The following is a 14,639-nucleotide window of genomic DNA, read 5'->3' as shown; positions in this document are numbered from 1 at the left end:
ACATCTCATGGAGGAGCCATGGCCCGCAGCGCGCGCGACGAGGGAGTGCTCGTCATCGGTCTGGGGCGCTTCGGTGCCTCGATCGCCCTCACCCTCGAGCAGCTGGGCACCGAGGTGCTCGCGATCGACCCCCACGAGGAGCTGGTCCAGAAGTACTCCGGCCTGCTCACGCACGTGGTGCGGGCCGATGCCACCGAGCCGGAGGTCCTCGAGCAGGTGGGCGCGGCGGACTTCTCCCTCGCCGTGGTGGGGGTGGGCACGACCATCGAGGCCAGCGTGCTGATCGCCGCGAACCTCGTGGACCTCGGCAAACCGGTGATCTGGGCGAAGGCGATCTCCGCCGCGCACGGCCGGATCCTGCAGCGCATCGGCTGCCACCACGTGGTCTATCCGGAGGCCGATGCCGGCAAGCGCGTCGCTCACCTGGTCAACGGCAAGCTCATGGACTTCATCGAGTTCGACGACGACTTCGCGATCGTCAAGATGCGACCGCCGCGGGAGGTGCAGGGCATGACGCTCGCGAAGTCGGACATCCGCAAGAACTTCGGCGTCACCGTGGTGGGCGTGAAGTCGCCGGGCAAGGACTTCACCTATGCGGTGCCCGAGACCATGGTCGCCGCGCACGACCTGCTCATCGTCTCCGGCCGCACCGGGCAGATCGAGAAGTTCTCACAGCGGCCCTGAACCGCACCGGGTCCGCCCCGCCTCAGCGCTCCGTCATCGCGCGGGAGGTCTCGGCGGCGGCGGCCATGGCGGCGGCGACGCCGGCGCGCACGCCCTCCCGCTCGAGCGCCGCGAGACCCTGGACGGTGGTGCCGCCGGGGCTGGAGACGGCGTTCTTCGCCGCCGCCGGGTGCATGCCCGTCTCCCGCAGCATGGCGGCCGCGCCGAGGGTGGTCTGCTGCACCAGGGCGCCGGCGAGATCGCGCCGCAGCCCCAGCCGGACGGCCTCATCGGTCATCGCCTCGACGAGGACGAACACGAAGGCCGGCAGCGAGCCGGCGGCGCCGATGAAGGCGTGCACCTGCTCCTCGGTGATGTCCACGACCACGCCCGCCCGGGCGAACAGGGCGTGCAGCAGCGCGTGCTGGGCGTCGGTGAGCGCGGACCCGCGCATGAGGCCGACGGCGCCCTCCCCCACCGAGATCGGGGTGTTGGGCATGGCGCGGGCGACGGGCTGGGAGTCCGGGAGCAGCTCCTCCATCGGCGCCAGGGCGATGCCGGCGGCGAGGGAGACGACGACCGCGTGCGGGGACAGGTCCTCGCGCAGCGCGGTGAGCAGGTCGAGGATCTGGTAGGGCTTCACGCCGAGGATCACCACGTCGGCCCCGGCCACCGCCTCGGCGCGGGAGGCGGCGGCGGTCGCACCGAGCTCCGCCGCGGCGCGCTCGCCGCTGGCGGGCGTGGAGTTCGCGATCAGCAGGTTCTCGGGCCGCACACCGCTCGCGAGCAGGGTGCGCACGACGGGCCCGCCCATGTTGCCGGCGCCGATCACGGCGACGCGCACCCGGTCCGGAGCAGGCCCCTCGGGGGCGGCGGGATCGGGACGGACGGTGCTCTCGCTCATGCCCTCCAGGGTAGTGGTCCGCCGACCGGCCTCAGCGCGTCTCGTCCGCGGCGCGGGCGATGGCCCGCTTCTCGGTGAGGACCAGCAGCTGGACCAGGGCGACGCCGAGCACGGCGATGCCCAGCATCACCGGCCAGTCACCGCTCGGGGCCCGGAGCTCCCCGGAGCCGCTCTGCCAGGGCCAGAGGCTGCGGGCGGCACCGATCATCATCCCGGCCAGCACCACCATCGTCGCGCGGTGGTGGTGGGCCAGCAGGCGCCGCATCAGGGTCACCACGACGACCAGGCCCACGCAGGCCCACAGCCCGAACCAGGCGATGTAGCCGAGGTCGAGCTCGTCGACGGCCTGCAGCGTGGGCTGGTACAGGCCGAGCACCAGGAGGATGAACGATCCGGACAGCCCCGGCAGCACCAGCGCGCACACGGCCACCGCCGCGGCCGCCGCCACCAGCGCCGCGGGGGGCTCGGCGCCCGGGGCGACGCTCGTGGTGGGCAGGGAGGAGACGGCCAGACCGGCCGCGGCGCCGAGGGCGAAGCGGCCCCAGTCCGGCAGTCGCCACGCCCCGCCCGAGAGCGTCACCGGCACCAGCACGGAGCCGAGCACGAGGCCGAGGAAGAGCGCGCGGGTGGTCTCGGGGTAGGTCTCCACCACGTGGGCGACCGGGCCGGCGAGCAGGAGCACCGCCGCGCCCATCCCGATCATCAGCGGGATCAGGAGCCGCCAGGAGACGGCCCGGAGATGCCGGGCCGCGCCCCGGCGACGGTCCGGGCCCAGGACCAGCACCCGCAGCGCCGAGGTGATCTCGTGGGCGGAGCCGATCAGCTCGTCATAGATCCCGGTCACCAGGGCCACGGTGCCGCCGCTGACGCCCGGGACGGTCTCGACCAGTCCGATCAGGCCGCCGCGCAGCAGGTTGCCCAGCACATTGCGGTGGGGAGGGGGCGGGGCCTCCCCCGGGGCGGACGGGGCGGGGACGGGCGCGGGACCGGGGTCGGACATGATCACAGGGTACGGCGGTCCGGCCGGACGGATCCTGCGAGCGTCCGGACCGCTGCCCGGTCAGCGGCCGCGACCCCAGTGCGGCGGCACGTCGCCGGCGATCCGCGCATCGTTCGACTCCTCGGCGCCGGGCTCCGGGCCGTCCTCCGGCTCGTCCTCCCAGGCGATCGGCTTCCCGGTGACGGAGGAGATGACGACCTTCTCGGGGCTCCGGCGCCTCGGGCGCTCCTCGCCGGAGGTGCTCACTGCCGCTCCTGGTAGCGACGGATCGCGCTCGAGACCGAGACGTCCAGCAGCACGGAGCGCTGCTCGAAGCCGAGGAAGCTGCGCACCTCGGTGGCCAGGTGCTCCTCGAGCCGGGCACGGCCGTCGGAGCAGATGTACTCCACGACCGCGTCGAAGTCGTCGCTCGAGTAGAAGCTCAGCGGGTGCCCGGCGGGGATCTGCGGCCGGGGCAGGCGGTGCCGGATGGTGCCCACGCCCGAGGGGGACTCGGAGCGCTCCTCGGACTGCACCAGGCGCAGCGCGCGGTCGATGGCCCGGCGGATCCGCTCGGCCTCGCCGTCGGGGTCGATGAACAGGGCCCAGGACCACACCCGCTCGGTCGCCCAGCCCACGGCCTCGAGCCGCTCGGCCCGCAGACGGTCGCGCTCGCGCTGGCTGGGGGTCTCGACATAGCGGGACCCGTCGGTGTCCACCGCGAGCAGCAGACGCCCGGGCAGGTCCGGGTGCCCCAGGGCCAGCTCGATGCGATCCCCGGAGAGTCCGAAGTCGTGCTCGACCAGCAGGCCCAGACGGTGGAGTCGATCGGCGAGATCCTGCACCAGGGCGTCGGTCTCGAGCTCGCGCGGGACGACGGGCTCCTCCGCGGTCTCCGGCTCGTGCGCGGGCTCCGCGAGGTCCTGCGGCTCCTCGTCCGCGGGGGGCGTCTCCGCCGCCGGCTCCTCCGTCTCCGCCGCGTCCGGCGCGGTGCCGGTCCGGCGGGCGAGGGCCTGCTCGATCGCGGCGTCGAGCGCCGCGTCGCTCAGCTCCGCCGGCTCCTGGGGGCTCGGCGTCACGGTGTCCGGCTCCTCCGGGCTCGGGACGACGGGCGCCGAGGACTCGGAGGTGGGCGGGGCGATCTCCTGCGCGCTGCCGGTGAGGGCGGCGACATGGGGCACGACGGGGACGTCGTCGCCGCCCTGCAGCACCCAGAGCAGGGCCCGCAGGTCACGGGCGCCGTCGGTGCGCAGCCGGGCGTGGTCGAGGTCCTGCACCCCGATCGAGGAGACCACCGTGGTGCGCCCGCGGGCGCGGGTGATCACCGTGGCCAGGGCCTTGCGGCCGCCGGCCTCGGAGAGCGGCCCGAAGCGGTGCAGCAGGCGGCCGTGCGGGGTCTTGCCGAAGCCGACGGAGACGATGACGTCGTCGCGCAGCACGGCCGTGGCCTGGTCCGCGGGCAGGACGGTGAAGACCTCCCGGGCGCCGGGATCGAAGTAGTCGCGCAGCGCCGGGATCACCGAGACGGTGTTCATGATCCGCTCCATGAGGCGCCGCGCATGCTCCTCGGTGAAGGTGAGGACGGCGAGAGAGCGCTCGGGGCGGGTGCGGGCGTGCTCGATCACGAGGTCGGTGACGCGGCGCAGCTCCGCCTCGGTGCTCTCGACGTACTCCATCCCCTCGGTGACCGGGCCGCGGCCGTTCTCGACCATGACCAGCCGGTCCCGCTCAGGGGCGATGGGGCTGGGGACCGCGACGACCTCGCCCTCCAGGGCGCGGCGCTGGGCGAATCCGCGCAGCCCCTCGACGGCGGGGTGCCGGTCGCGGAGGATCTCGCAGCGTGGTGCGATCCGCAGCATGTCGTCGAGCAGGCTGGGGGCGGAGTCGCCGCCGTACTCGAGGGGGTCGCCGACCACCACGGTCTGCTCGGCCCGGACGATCGAGGGCAGGGCGGCGGCGGTGGGGAGCCGGCCGCCGTCGGCCACGATCAGCACGTCGAAGTGGCGGCCGCGCGGGATCACCTGCGGCACCAGGTACGGGGAGGCGAGCCACGCCGGACGGGCCGCGAACAGGATGTCCTCGTACTTGGCGGCGAGATCGCGGATCGAGACCGTCGAGGACCGCGCCAGCTCCGCGATCGCAGCGCGGGAGGTGTCCGGATAGGCCTTCATGGTCGCCACACGGGCCTCGTCGGCCGCGGCGTGCACCCGGGCGGAGGAGTGGGCGATGTGCGCGGCGTCGAGCCGCCGGAACCGCTCCGCGACCTGCGAGAGGGAGGTGCCGTCGTACTGCGAGATGGTCGGCTCCGCCCCCGCGATCAGCTCCAGGACGCTGTTCCACCAGCTGAGCTCGAGCTCGGCGTCGACTTGTTCGACAGGGACCCGGCGGGCGCGCAGGTCCTCGACCAGCTCCCCCAGCCCGTCGAAGGAGAGACGGCGCAGCAGCTCGGTGCGCCGCGGAAGGGTCTCGAGGTCGGAGCGGTCGGCGGCGAGCGACTCGACCCGGCGCTCGAGCTCGTCGAGGTCGGTGCGTGCCAGGTCCTGCCCGGCGGTGGTGCCGTCCAGCAGCACTCCCAGCTCGTCGAGCACCTTCTGGGAGCGCCCGGCCGTGCGACGGACGGCGTCGAGGTCCTCGGGCAGGGCGGGGAGCGAGCGCGCCCGGCCCCGTTCCTCGGGATCGGCGGCCACACGGCGCCAGTCGTCGACGACCCGGCGGGCCTCGCCCAGGTCGCGGTGGAGGTCCGGGGACAGCGAGGCGGGACGCTGCAGGGCCGCGGCCTCCTTGCGCAGGCGCCGGCGCAGGCCGAAGCGCATCGTCACGCCGTGCTCCTCGCGCCAGCGCTTGTCCGCGGTGGCGGCGACCAGCTCGCCCAGCGGCGCCGCGAAGACGGCGCCCTGGAAGGTGCCCAGCAGCGCGCGCACGCGGTCCAGCAGGGTGATCCGCTCCATCAGCTGGGTGAGGGTCCTCGGCTCCTGCAGGCCCAGCGCGTCCCCGGCCGCGGAGACCGCACCGCGCAGCTGCGGCAGGATCTCCTCGCGCAGCTGGTCGATCAGCTCCTCCGCGCGGGCGGCCTGGGTGTCGGTGCTGATCGGGGCGCCGTACCAGGCGGTCTCCTCGGGGCCGGTGGTGAGCACGCCCACCTCCGCGGCCTCACGCAGGTGGGCGGCATAGCGGTCCCGCTCCTCGCCGATCATCTGGGCGGCGACATCGGCCCGCAGCCGCACCGCGGAGCGCGGGGCGGGGCTGAGACGGGTGAGGGCGGCGAGCGCCGAGATCGCGTCGTGCGCGGAGGCGCCCCAGGGCTGCTGATGGCGGTGCATCGCCTCGACGTGGCCCACGAGGATCTCCCGCGCGGCGGCGAGCTCCTCCGGGGCGGACTCCTCCGTGCCGAGCGCGTGCGAGCCCGCGCGGCGCAGGCTGCGCAGCAGGGCCGCGGAGGCGTTGCGCTGCAGGGACGGGTCCGGCGAGAGGTCGAAGACGAGCTCCTCGAGCCCGCGCTGCTGCGCGATCGTGACCAGCTGGGCGAGGTTGCGGCGCCGCTGGGAGACCACCAGGACGCTGCGACCGCGGGCGTTGAGCTCCTCGGCGAGATCGACGACGAGGTCGAGGCTGGTGGTGCCGGGCGGGGTCGCGACGGCGAGGTCCTGGCCGGCCAGGACCCGCGCGAGCACGGCACGATGGCCGGGGTCGACGGCCGCGACCAGCTCCTCCTCGGGGATCTCGGGCACCTCCTCGTCCTCGGCGGCGCCCTGGACGACGGCGCGGGCCGCCTCGTCGCCGGCGAGCGCGGCGACGAGCGGGGAGGAGGACCAGTCGGCGCGATCGGCGCCGAGGTCCTCGGCGACCGAGCCGGCGGCATCCATGAGGTTCCCGACCACCAGGGCATGGGCCACGCGGAAGCCGGGCAGCGGCTGGCCCAGGGAGCGGAAGGCGTCCAGCACGGGGTTGGGGTCGAAGCCGTGGGAGCCGTCGGTGGTGGCCAGCAGGGCCCGGGCGTCGACGGCGACGCCCGCCTCGCGCAGCGACCGCAGCAGCACGGGGTTGAGGTCGGCGGTGGCGTCCACCTCGAGGTCGACGTCCTCGCGCGCGTTGCCGCGCAGCCGCAGCGTGACGGGGCGGACCAGCACCGGGGCGTGGACGGGGGCGGAGCCGTCCTCCGGGTACCAGATCGCCTCGCCGATGCCGAGATGGCAGGTGGTCAGCCCCACCTCCTCCGCGTGGCGCTCGGCGATCTCGCGGATGGTGCGCGCGTGGGCACGGGCATCGGCGAGCGCGCCCACCTCCCGGACCAGGGAGGACAGGCGGGTGGGGCCGCGACCGGCGAGCAGCTGCGCGAGCCCCGAGGGGTGGGAGTGGGTCAGGTCCAGCACCGTGCCGCCGGCGCGGATCTGGGTGAGGAAGGACGGCGCGGCGACCCCGCCGGTGATCTGCTGGGACCAGCGGTCCAGGGCGTCGGCCACCCGGTCCTCGCGGCTCAGGGGCCGATGCTCGTGCGGGGCGGCGGGGAGGTCGTCCTCGTCCTGTTCGGGCGCGATGCCGGCGCCGACCTCCTCGAGGTGGCGGTCCACCACGACGGCGTAGCCGCCGGTGGCCGTGGGGGCGTCGTCCTCATCGCCCGCGGGGGCCGCCGGAGCGGCCGCGGAGGTGTCCGTCGGCGCGGCCGCGTCCTCGCCCCGGCGCTCCCGGGCGAGGGCCGAGAGGGCGTCGTCACGGGGGACCGCGGCCGGGCCCGAGCGGTCGTGTCGCTTGGTGCCGCGCAGGAAACTCCACATGGTGGCCCACGGTACCGGGGCCGGGGCTCCCCGCGGCGCAGGCGTGCCGGTCGCCGCGGGGAACCGGTTCGCGGATCACACCTCGTGCAGGCGCACCGTGTTCTGCCGGAGGTGCTCGCGGAGATCGTCGGGGACCTCGCCGGCGATCACCAGGTCGGTGAGGACCGAGACCGGGCAGATCCCGGCGAGCGCCCGGACACCGATCTTGTCCGCGGTCGCCAGGCCCACCACCCGGCGCGAGTGCCCGATCATGGTGCGGGTGACGCCGGCCTCCGAATCGGAGTGGCAGGTGAGCCCCGCCCCGAGGTCCAGGCCGATGGTGCCCACGAACATCGTGTCCAGCCACAGGTCCCGCATGGTCGCCACCGCCAGCGGCCCGGTGAGCTCGAAGGAGTACGGCTCCGCCACCCCGCCCAGGACCACGGTGCGCACCGAGGGCCGCAGCACGGCCTCGGTCGCGATGTTCAGGGCGGCGCAGACGACCGTGAGCCCGGGCTTGCCGTCCTTCGCGTCGATGTCCGGGCGGGAGACCGCGCGGCGCGCGGTGGACGTGGTGGAGCGGCCGCCGTTGAAGCCGATGATCTGCCCCGGCTCGATGAGCGAGGCGGCGCGGTTCGCGATCCGTTCGCGCTGGGCGGAGCCCTCGTCGGCGCTGCGCGGCCCGGTGGCCAGGCCGTAGGCGACGTCCACGGCGACGATCCCGCCGTGGGTGCGGCGCGCGAGCTGCGCCCGCTCCATCTCCATGAAGTCCCGGCGCACGGTGGACTCGCTGACCTCGAGCTCCTCGGCGACCTCGGCGACGCTCAGCCGCTTGGTGGTGGTCAGCAGCGCGAGCACGTGGTCCCAGCGCGCGCTGCGTCCCCGGGAGCCGGGCTGCACCCGGCCCTCGTCGGAGGCGGAGGTCGGGGTGGAACGGGAATCGCGCACTGTCACGCGTCCAGTATTGCGCGCTGACCGGCGCTATGCGCACTTTCCGTGCAGGATGCGTCAATTCCGAGGGAATCTGACGGCCGAGGATGAGCGGTCGCAGTGCGTCTGCCTAGGGTGGCGGCATCGCCCCGGGCTCGGGGCGGTTCCGCGAACGAAAGGACACCCTCATGGGCTTCGACGACGCGCTGAACAAGGCCAAGGATCTCGCCGGCGACAACCCCGAGCAGGTCGACCAGGCGCTCGACGCCGCGAGCGAGCAGATCAAGGAGCGCACTCCGGACAGCGTCGACGAGCAGGTCGATTCCGGCGTGGACGCCGCCCGGGAGCAGTTCGGCCAGGGCGGGGACGACAACCAGGGCCGCTGACGGCCCGCCCCTGACACGGAGCGCCCCCGATGCTCGGCATCGGGGGCGCTCCTGCGTGGGTGCGGCGTGCGGGCGCCTCAGTCCCGTCGGCGCAGGATGACGACCACGGCCACGACGGCGGCGAGGACCACGACGGCGAGGATGCCGATCAGCATGGGCAGCGGCAGGCCGCCCTGCTCGTCGACCTCATCGGCCTCGGCCGCGGACGGCGCTGCGGAGGACTCGTCCTGGGCGCCGTCCGAGGCGGCCGGGGCCTCGCCGCCGCCGTCGCTCGCCGCGGCGGCGCCCTCGTCGACGACCTCGGTGTCCTGCTCGACCGTCACCGTGAAGCTGCCCTCGATGGGATGGCCGTCGCTCGAGACCACGCGCCACTGCACGGTGTGGGTGCCGGCCGGGAGCGGCTCGGGCAGCGTGGCGGTCGCGGTCGGGCCGTCGACGGTGGGGGTGATGTCGGCCAGCTCGGTCCCCGACTCGTCGGTGATCCGCACCACCGGGCTCACCGCGAGGATGTCCGCGGAGTAGGTCAGGGTGATCGCCTCGGGCGAGGTCTCGAGCACGTCGCCGTCGGCCGGGTCCGAGCTGAGCAGGGTGTCGTGCGCGCTCGCGGGCGGCGGCGCGGCCACCAGCACCGACAGCAGCAGGGCGGCGGCGAGGGCGAGCAGCGCGGTGGGGCGGGAGACGGCACGGAGACGGAGCACGGAGGTCATCTCGGCAGGCTACGACAGCGTCCTGCGCGCGGAGCCCTCCCCGGCCGTTCCGTCGCTCACAGCCCGGGCAGCTCCACGCCGTGACGCAGCACCGGCAGCGCGGCGCGGGCGTCCTCGACCTCGGCGAGGTCGAGGTCCACCAGCAGCATCCCGGGGGCCTCGGCCAGCTCCTGCCGGACCTGTCCGAGCGGGCCGATGACGGCGCTAAGGCCGATGCCCCGCGGCGCGCTGCCGGCGTACCCGGCCGGCGCGGCCTGGTCCGCGGCGAGCACCACGGAGGTGGAGTCCAGCGCGCGGGCGCGCAGCAGCAGCTGCAGCTGCTCGCGCTTGCCGGGGCCCGCACCCCAGGCCAGGGGCAGCAGGATCGCCTGCGCGCCGGCCCGGGCCAGGGCCGTGAACTGCTCCGGGAAGCGCACGTCGTAGCAGGTGGCGAGGCCGAAGCGGGTGCCCTCGAGGTCGAAGATCACCAGCTCCCGGCCGGGGGCGACGGTGCGGGACTCGTCGGCCCCGAAGGCGTCGAAGAGGTGGATCTTGCGGTAGTCGCGGGGCGGCGTGCCCGCGGGGCCGCGGACGATGACGGTGTTGTGCACACGGCCGTCCTCGGCGGGCGTGAAGGAGCCGGCGACCACCACCACGCCGTGCTCCTCGGCGAGCTCCTGGAGCCGGAGGGCGAAGGCGTCGTGGTGCGCTGCGGCCGCGGCGCGCAGGTCGGCGCCGAAGGGCGTGAGGGTGGCCTCCGGCAGCACCACCAGGTGCGCGCCGGCCTCCGCCGCCTCGGCGACCACGTCGCCCACCAGCGCGAGGGTCTCCTCGACGCGCTCGGGGACCTCGATCTGGGCGAGGGCGATGCGGGGTCCGGCGGCGCGGCGCACCTGCGCGAGGGCCTCGGGGGTGTCGATGTCCGCTCCCTCGGAGCCGGCCGCGGGCCGCGTGACCAGCTCGTCCTCGCCGAGCTGCGCGTAGAGGCGGCGCAGGCTGAGATCGGCCCTGCCACCGGCGGGATGCTCCACGGCGGCGAGGGCCGCCCGCAGCCGGCCCAGCGGCCAGGCGGCGCCGAGGAACTGGACGTGTCCGTCCTCCGCCGCGAGGGCGACCACGCGGGAGGTGCGCGCACTGCGGGCGGCGAGAGCGGCGAGCGTCTCGGGACGCAGCAGCGGCATGTCCCCGCCGAGCACGAGCACCGTCGCCCCGTCGGCCCCCTCCGAGAGCTCCTCGACCCCGCGGGCGAGCGCGGCCAGCGGGCCGGAGCGCGGCGGGTCCTCGAGCACGAAGCGGGCGCCGTGGCGCTCCGCCAGATCGGCGCCGTCGGCGCCGTCGGGGCCGACGACGACCCGGCGGCCGACGGGCGCGGCACGCAGCACCCGCTCCAGGGCCGTGGCCCCGGCGATGGGGAGTCTGGTCTTGTCCTGACCGCCCAGGCGCGAGGAGGCTCCGCCGGCCAGGATGACGGCGGCGACGGTGGCGGAGGTCTCGTGGAGCGGGCTCGACATGACCCGATCCTGCCATGGGACGGTACGATGACCGCGCCCGCGCGTCAGCGACGGGCCGCAGCGCCCCCGTAGCTCAGGGGATAGAGCACCGCTCTCCTAAAGCGGGTGTCGGACGTTCGAATCGTCTCGGGGGCACTGAACTGACCTGGGAGCATGTCGCTCCCGGTCATGGATTCCGCTCGCGCCACATCCCTCTCCGGTAGCATCGCCGCACCCTCGGAGCTCGCGATGGGACGGACGGGACATCATGGGTCGCGCAGGCAGGCAGGTCCGAGCACACGGACCGACGCACAGCGGGTCCTCCGCGCGCCCGCGTGGTCCGGGCGCGCAGCCGCTCACGGTCGTCGCCGCCACCATCATCGTCCTGCTGCTCCTGGTCCCCGCCGTGGGGCTCCCCCTCGCGCTCCGGGCGCCCGACGGTCCGCACGGAGGGGCCCTCGCGATCCTCGGCTTCCTCCTGCTCTGCGGGATCGTGGGCGCCGTCTCGCTCGTCATGGACCGGCGCAAGGATGCTCGGCTGCGTGCGCTCGCCGCCGCGCGGGGTCTCGAGGTCGTCGAGGCGCACCCGGCCGAGCACTATGCCGGGAGCCGGTTCCGCGACGGCTCCCGCGTCGTCCTCCAGGGCGTCCGCACGACCGGGTCCCCCGTCGTGGAGGTCGGGGACTGCTGGTCGCTGCGCGCGAGGGCGGGGCTGCGGAGCGTCGGCGCGGTCCCGGGTGCCCCGGTCGCCGCGGCGTCGCGGCGGCCCGGGCGCGAGGCCTACCTCCGCCTCCGGCTGAGCGGCCCGGTCCGCGAGGAGGTCGGGGCGGAGGAGCCGCTCGTGACCGCGCGGATGCACGAGGACCTCGTCGGGCTGATCGGTCCCTACGCCCTGGAGGCGACGGGCGGCGAGCTGACCGTCTTCGGCTCCCAGCCGCTGGAGGCGACGGCCCCGGGCAGGCTCGACGAGCTGCTGCGGCTCGCCCGGTCACTGGCCGATCGGGCCGAGGAGAGGGTCGTCCCCGAGAATCGGCCGGCAGCCTCCCCGGCGGCCGAGGACGCCGGTGCGCCACCGGAGACGGTGATGGCCCGGGCCGCGCATCCTCTCGTGGTGGTGCTCGTCGTGCTGGGGATGCTGATCGTCTTCCCGCTCCTCATCGCCCTGATCATGTCGTCGATCGATCAGTACACGCTCGGGAACCCCGGACTGGCCCGGCTCGTGGTGTCCGCGCTGATCCTGGTGCTGCTCGGGATGGTCGGGGCGATCATGAGGGCGCTGCTGCGCCGTCGCCCCGTGACCCCGGAGGATCAGCGGCGGCGTCGCCGCCGGTGGCGCATCGTCCTGATGGTCGCGGCGGCGGTGGTCCTGGTGGCCGCGGCGCTGTACGTGTGGGTGCTCCTCGTCGTCGTGCCCACGGAGAACGACCCCCATCGCGACGTCGACACCGTCGCGGAGTGCCCCGAGGGCGACGATCCCTGCCAGTGGAACGTGGCCCAGCGCACCTGGGTCCGCGACCTGGGATACACCCGGGCCCACCAGGACTCCTTCGCGGAGGACTCCTGCACGACGCCGGGGTCCGACAGCGCGTCCTGCGACCTCACCATCGAATGCCCCGGGGACGCCGAGGTCACCACTGCTCTGCTGATCGTCGAGTACCGCGGGAGCCCCTGGGAGGTCGTCGGTGTCCGGGCACGGTACGGGGACGAGGACGGCGCACCGGTGAGCGCGCCGGGGGATGTGCACCGGCTCGTGGCCGAGGAGTGCGCGGGATAGGCGACGGCGCCGGAGCCGCCGTGCCTGCTCCGGTACTGTTCCGCCATGCCTCCCCAGACTCCCGAGACCTCTGCGTTCACCGACTTCTCCGACATCGACGACCTTCTGCGGCTCCCCCGGCTCGCCGCGATCACGGCCGGCCCCGGCGACCGCGCGATCGCCGCGATCCAGGAGGCCGACGGTCCCGGCGCACGGCTCGTCTCCGCCCTCTGGGAGCTGGACCCGGAGGGCCGGGCGCCCGCGCGCCGCCTGACCTTCTCGGAGAAGGGCGAGAGCGCCCCGATGCTCGCCCCGGACGGCAGCGTCCTGTTCAGCTCCGCCCGGCCCGATCCGGAGGGCGGCTCCGTCGAGGACAAGGCGGCGATCTGGCGTCTGCCCTCCTCCGGCGAGGCCCAGCTGGTGGCGTCCGCGCCCGGCGGCCTCTCGCTGCTCGCCGTCGCGGACGACGGCACCCTGCTCGCCTCGACCGAGGTGCTGCCGGGCAGCTCCCTCGAGGAGGACGCCGAGCGCCGCGCCGCCCGCCAGGACGCCAAGCAGACCACCATCTGGCACACCGGGATGCCGATCCGGCAGTGGGACCACGAGGTGGGCGACGCCGAGAAGCACCTGGTGCTGGTCTCCCCCGCCGGTGAGCTCACGGATCTCACCCCGGGCGCGGGCACCGTGCCGCTGCTCTACGCCGCGGCCGATCTCTCCCCCGACGGCGCGAGGGTGGCGACCACCTGGACACGGCGGGTGCGCGGCGGCGAGACGCGCAACGACCTGGTGCTCCTGGACGTGGCCTCGTATGAGCGCACCACGCTGCTCGCGGCCGACGAGGACGCGCAGTTCTCCGGCCCCCGCTTCTCCCCCGACGGAGAGCGCCTCGCCGTGGCCCGCTCGACCGCCTCGAGCCCCACCCACACCAGCTACACGCGCCTGGAGATCCACCCCCTGGACGGCGGCGAGCCGGTCCGCCCCGACCTCGGCGACCTCACCCTGGGCGGTCTCGAGTGGGCCGATGCCACCACGCTGCTCGTGACCGGCGACCTCCACTCCTCCGGCGCGATCCTGCGGATCGACGTGCGCACCGGCGAGGTCCGCCCCGTCGCCGGCGACGGGGTGTTCTCCTCCCTCTCCGTCGCCCCCGACGGCGGCGTCCTCGCCCTGCGCAGCGACGTGGCCACGCCGCCGCGTCCGGTGCGGATCGGCGCCGACGGGGAGATCCGTGAGCTGCCCGCCCCCGGCGCGGTCGGCGCACTGCCCGGCGCACTGGAGCGGGTCGAGACCGACGTGGAGGGCGTGGCCGTCAGCGGCTGGCTGTGCGTCCCGGCCTCGGCCTCCTCCGAGGCTCCGGCGCCGGTGATGCTGTGGATCCACGGCGGGCCGCACGCCTCCTACAACGCCTGGAGCTGGCGCTGGTGCCCGTGGCTCGCCGTCGAGCGCGGCTACGCGGTGCTGATGCCTGATCCCGCGATGTCCACGGGATACGGGGACGCGGGCCTGAACCGGGGCTGGCCGCGCCGTGCCGAGGTGGTCTACCGCGAGTGCGAGACGATGCTCGACCAGGTGCTCGAGCGGGCCGATCTGGACGGCTCGCGCACCGCGATGCTCGGCGCCTCCTTCGGCGGGTTCCTGGCGAACTGGATCGCTGGCCACACCGACCGTTTCGACGCGATCGTCTCCCACGCCGGGCTCTGGGCGCTGCCCCAGCAGCATCGCACCACCGATGCCGCCGCCGGGAAGATGCGCGTGCACCGTCACGAGGACGAGGATCCCGCGTGGTACCGGGACAACTCCCCGCACGTCGCCGCCGCCTCGATCACCACCCCGATGCTCATCACCCACGGCAATCGCGACTACCGGGTGCCGGTGAGCGAGGCGCTGCGGCTGTGGTGGGACCTGGTCTCGGCCTGGGACGGCGAGCCCGAGCACATGCCGCACCGGTTCCTGCAGGTGACCAGTGAGAACCACTGGGTGCTCACGCCCTCGAACGCCCTGGCCTGGAACCAGGCGGTGCTGGCCTTCTGCGATCAGCACGTGCTGGGCGGGGACCCCGTCCCGGAGGTGCTGCCCTGGTGAGCACGACGCCGGCGA

Annotated in this window: 11 protein-coding genes and 1 tRNA gene; 5 read left to right on the top strand and 7 right to left on the bottom strand. The window is 74.8% G+C overall.

The features are described from left to right. Positions 1–18: 18 nt before the first annotated feature. Positions 19–684, top strand: a complete 666-nt coding sequence (locus CXH06_RS03180; protein WP_114853699.1) for a TrkA family potassium uptake protein — start codon at positions 19–21, stop codon at positions 682–684. A 22-nt stretch (positions 685–706) separates the two neighbouring features. Here the strand turns inward: CXH06_RS03180 and proC are convergent, their stop codons facing one another. The 5 genes from proC to CXH06_RS03155 all read right to left on the bottom strand — a co-directional run bounded on the left by proC (position 707) and on the right by CXH06_RS03155 (position 8,251). Next, on the bottom strand, positions 707–1,567 hold the full coding sequence (gene proC, locus CXH06_RS03175) for a pyrroline-5-carboxylate reductase (protein ID WP_114853698.1): 861 nt from the start codon (positions 1,565–1,567) through the stop codon (positions 707–709). 31 nt (positions 1,568–1,598) lie between these two features. Next, positions 1,599–2,567: a DUF368 domain-containing protein gene (locus CXH06_RS03170; RefSeq protein ID WP_114853829.1), complete on the bottom strand. Its 969-nt coding sequence runs from the start codon at positions 2,565–2,567 to the stop codon at positions 1,599–1,601. A 60-nt stretch (positions 2,568–2,627) separates the two neighbouring features. Next, the gene (locus CXH06_RS03165; RefSeq protein ID WP_114853697.1) at positions 2,628–2,813 is read right to left on the bottom strand and encodes a hypothetical protein; all 186 of its coding nucleotides are present in this window, start codon (positions 2,811–2,813) and stop codon (positions 2,628–2,630) included. Further along, positions 2,810–7,318 (bottom strand): DUF4011 domain-containing protein, encoded by a 4,509-nt coding sequence (locus tag CXH06_RS03160; protein ID WP_114853696.1) that lies wholly within the window; start codon positions 7,316–7,318, stop codon positions 2,810–2,812. Before CXH06_RS03160 ends, CXH06_RS03165 begins: the two co-directional genes overlap by 4 nt. 75 nt (positions 7,319–7,393) lie before the next feature. Then, positions 7,394–8,251 (bottom strand): DeoR/GlpR family DNA-binding transcription regulator, encoded by an 858-nt coding sequence (locus tag CXH06_RS03155; RefSeq protein WP_232820173.1) that lies wholly within the window; start codon positions 8,249–8,251, stop codon positions 7,394–7,396. Positions 8,252–8,415: 164 nt separating this feature from the next. Between CXH06_RS03155 and CXH06_RS03150 the strand changes: the two genes are divergently transcribed. Next, positions 8,416–8,613: an antitoxin gene (locus tag CXH06_RS03150; RefSeq protein ID WP_114853694.1), complete on the top strand. Its 198-nt coding sequence runs from the start codon at positions 8,416–8,418 to the stop codon at positions 8,611–8,613. Positions 8,614–8,690: 77 nt separating this feature from the next. Here CXH06_RS03150 and CXH06_RS18745 read toward each other — a convergent pair whose 3' ends face one another. Then, positions 8,691–9,320, bottom strand: coding sequence for a copper resistance CopC family protein (locus CXH06_RS18745; protein ID WP_114853693.1), 630 nt, complete (start codon positions 9,318–9,320; stop codon positions 8,691–8,693). A 56-nt stretch (positions 9,321–9,376) separates the two neighbouring features. Next, positions 9,377–10,810, bottom strand: coding sequence for a nitrilase-related carbon-nitrogen hydrolase (locus CXH06_RS03140; RefSeq protein WP_114853692.1), 1,434 nt, complete (start codon positions 10,808–10,810; stop codon positions 9,377–9,379). A 62-nt stretch (positions 10,811–10,872) separates the two neighbouring features. Here CXH06_RS03140 and CXH06_RS03135 point away from each other — a divergent pair. The 3 genes from CXH06_RS03135 to CXH06_RS03125 all read left to right on the top strand — a co-directional run bounded on the left by CXH06_RS03135 (position 10,873) and on the right by CXH06_RS03125 (position 14,624). Then, a tRNA-Arg gene (locus CXH06_RS03135) sits at positions 10,873–10,945 on the top strand. A 112-nt stretch (positions 10,946–11,057) separates the two neighbouring features. Beyond that, entirely contained in the window at positions 11,058–12,563 is a 1,506-nt protein-coding gene (locus tag CXH06_RS03130) for a hypothetical protein (protein WP_114853691.1), read from the top strand. A gap of 45 nt (positions 12,564–12,608) precedes the next feature. After that, on the top strand, positions 12,609–14,624 hold the full coding sequence (locus CXH06_RS03125; protein ID WP_114853690.1) for an alpha/beta fold hydrolase: 2,016 nt from the start codon (positions 12,609–12,611) through the stop codon (positions 14,622–14,624). Positions 14,625–14,639 lie beyond the last annotated feature (15 nt).

The sequence above is a fragment of the Brachybacterium sp. YJGR34 genome, from assembly GCF_003347015.1.
Taxonomy (GTDB): domain Bacteria; phylum Actinomycetota; class Actinomycetes; order Actinomycetales; family Dermabacteraceae; genus Brachybacterium.
The sequence above is the reverse complement of the archived record's forward strand: the minus strand, read 5'-3'. Positions and strand labels throughout refer to the sequence as shown.

Excerpts from the sequence above, each read along its gene's own strand:
- CXH06_RS03180 (WP_114853699.1), top strand. The coding sequence starts at position 19 with ATGGCCCGCAGCGCGCGCGACGAGGGAGTGCTCGTCATCGGTCTGGGG.
- proC (WP_114853698.1), bottom strand. The coding sequence starts at position 1,567 with ATGAGCGAGAGCACCGTCCGTCCCGATCCCGCCGCCCCCGAGGGGCCT.
- CXH06_RS03170 (WP_114853829.1), bottom strand. The coding sequence starts at position 2,567 with ATGTCCGACCCCGGTCCCGCGCCCGTCCCCGCCCCGTCCGCCCCGGGG.
- CXH06_RS03160 (WP_114853696.1), bottom strand. The coding sequence starts at position 7,318 with ATGTGGAGTTTCCTGCGCGGCACCAAGCGACACGACCGCTCGGGCCCG.
- CXH06_RS03150 (WP_114853694.1), top strand. The coding sequence starts at position 8,416 with ATGGGCTTCGACGACGCGCTGAACAAGGCCAAGGATCTCGCCGGCGAC.
- CXH06_RS18745 (WP_114853693.1), bottom strand. The coding sequence starts at position 9,320 with ATGACCTCCGTGCTCCGTCTCCGTGCCGTCTCCCGCCCCACCGCGCTG.
- CXH06_RS03140 (WP_114853692.1), bottom strand. The coding sequence starts at position 10,810 with ATGTCGAGCCCGCTCCACGAGACCTCCGCCACCGTCGCCGCCGTCATC.
- CXH06_RS03130 (WP_114853691.1), top strand. The coding sequence starts at position 11,058 with ATGGGTCGCGCAGGCAGGCAGGTCCGAGCACACGGACCGACGCACAGC.
- CXH06_RS03125 (WP_114853690.1), top strand. The coding sequence starts at position 12,609 with ATGCCTCCCCAGACTCCCGAGACCTCTGCGTTCACCGACTTCTCCGAC.